At 76.8% G+C, this 1,891-nt stretch carries 2 protein-coding genes; both read left to right on the top strand.

Annotation, left to right across the window (positions count from 1 at the left end; translation table 11 throughout):
- A partial coding sequence (locus tag KBX39_RS30195; protein WP_210873809.1) for an NYN domain-containing protein occupies positions 1–1,138 on the top strand: 1,138 nt, incomplete at its 5' end.
- 209 nt (positions 1,139–1,347) lie between these two features.
- Positions 1,348–1,575, top strand: coding sequence for a hypothetical protein (locus KBX39_RS30190; protein WP_043329386.1), 228 nt, complete (start codon positions 1,348–1,350; stop codon positions 1,573–1,575).
- Positions 1,576–1,891 lie beyond the last annotated feature (316 nt).

Genomic DNA, 1,891 nt, shown 5'->3' with positions numbered 1-1,891 from the left:
CCCCGCCGACCCGCGGTGCCGGCAGCGGGACACCGCCCGGGTGCGCGCCGACGCCGGCGCCCTCGGCGCGGCAGTGGTGGAGGGCACCGCCCCGGCCGCGGCCGACCCGGTCGAGGTGGCCGCGCTGGCCTACCTGGCCCGGCCCCGGGGCTGGCGGGAACTGATCGAGGCCAGCGGCGAGGCGGTACGCGCCGAGGCCGACAGCGCTGTGGTGGCCGAACTGGTCCGCGAGGCCGAGCAGCGGGCCGCCCGCGCCGAGCACGACCGGGCGGTGGCCCGGGTGGAGGCGGAGAAGCTGCGCGACGAGCTGGCCCGGGTCCGCGAGGAACTCGGTCAGCTCCGCGAGGAGGCGCGCCAGCTCGCCCGTACCCTGCGGGAGACCCAGGCCCGCGAGCGCAAGGCCACCGAACTGCTCGCCACCGAGCGGGGCCGGGCGGCCCGCGCGGCGGCCGACGCGGACGCCGAGCTGCGCCGCGCCCGAGCCCGGCTGGCCGAGGCGGAGGCCGCCGCCGGCGTGGCCCGGGCCAGCGCCAAGGAGGCCCGGTCGGTCGACGACGCCCGGCTGTGGCTGCTGCTGGAGACGATCGGCCAGGCCGCGGTCGGGCTGCGCCGCGAGCTGGCGCTCGACCCGGTGGACAAGCTTCCGGCCGACTTCGTCGCCGACGCGTTCGCCGAGCAGCCGGGCGCCGCGCAGGCCGGCCCGTCGACGCGGGCCCGCGACACCGACGACCCGGCCCGCCTCGACCAGTTGCTCGCGCTGCCCCGGGCACACCTGGTGGTGGACGGTTACAACGTGACGAAGCGGGGCTTCGGCGAGATGTCGCTGGAGCAGCAGCGCAAACGGCTGATCACCGGGCTGGGCGGGATCGCCGCGCAGACCGGGGACGAGGTCACAGTGGTCTTCGACGGCGCCGAGCGGATCCACGGCCTGCCCCCGGCGCCGCGCGGCGTGCGGGTGCTGTTCTCCCGCAAGGGCGAGACCGCGGACGAGCTGATCCGCCGGCTGGTCCGCGCCGAGCCGGCCGGGCGGCCGGTGGTCGTGGTCTCCTCCGACCGCGAGGTCGCCGACGGGGTACGCCGGCACGGCGCGTACCCGCTGGGCGCCGACTCGCTGCTGCGGCGCCTGGCCCGGTCCTGAGCCTTCTCTCTCCCCCCTTGATCGACTCCAGATCGGGGGAGTGGTGGGGTCGGGCGCGTGCTGATCGCGCCACTTCGGCGTACTGGTTGGGGTTCGCGGCGGGTGCTGCCTCGTTGTCCGGTTCTGTCGTACCCCGGCGTTAGCGTTCTGGTGACCGACGGTGGTGGTCCCTTCCCCGAGCGCCACCGGCGACCCGTCAGGAGGCGTTGATGCTCATCGACTGCGACACCTGCGGCAACCGTGGCGCCGGCTGCTCCGGCTGCCTGGTGACCGCACTGCTCGACTCCGACCCGGCCGACCTCGGCCCGGCCGAGCACCGGGCGATCGAGGTGTTCGCGCGGGCCGGGTTCGAGGTCGAGGTGCTACCACCACCCGCGCCCGCCGAGGCGCTGGCGCCGATGCCCCGCCGCCCCGGCCGTCGCCGCCGGGTCGCCTGACGCCGCCCGCCGCCCGCCGCCCGCTGCCCGCTGCCCGCCGCCCGCCGCCCGCTGCCCGCCGCCCGCCGGCTTCCGCCTGCCACTGAAGGAACGCTGCCCGGGGTGCTCAGGCCGGCCGCCGGGATCACCCCGTCCACCGCATGTCGATCGGGCCCGGGCCGCCGTCTGCCGCGTCGGCCCACCCTGGCATGCGCTGCTCCTCGATCCCCCGAGTCTGGATCCCAGCCACATCTGACGCTCCTTCTCGTCCCCGCCCCGGCAAGGGCCGTCGATCTTGGAGTTGTGGCGGCTAACAAACGTGGCTACTCGGACATCC

The organism is Micromonospora sp. D75, assembly GCF_018070405.1.
In the GTDB taxonomy this organism is placed as follows: Bacteria; Actinomycetota; Actinomycetes; order Mycobacteriales; family Micromonosporaceae; genus Micromonospora; species Micromonospora chalcea.
This window is presented reverse-complemented; position numbering and strand designations above follow the sequence as displayed.

Coding starts and splice junctions, on each gene's coding strand:
- KBX39_RS30190 (WP_043329386.1), top strand. CDS start 1,348: ATGCTCATCGACTGCGACACCTGCGGCAACCGTGGCGCCGGCTGCTCC.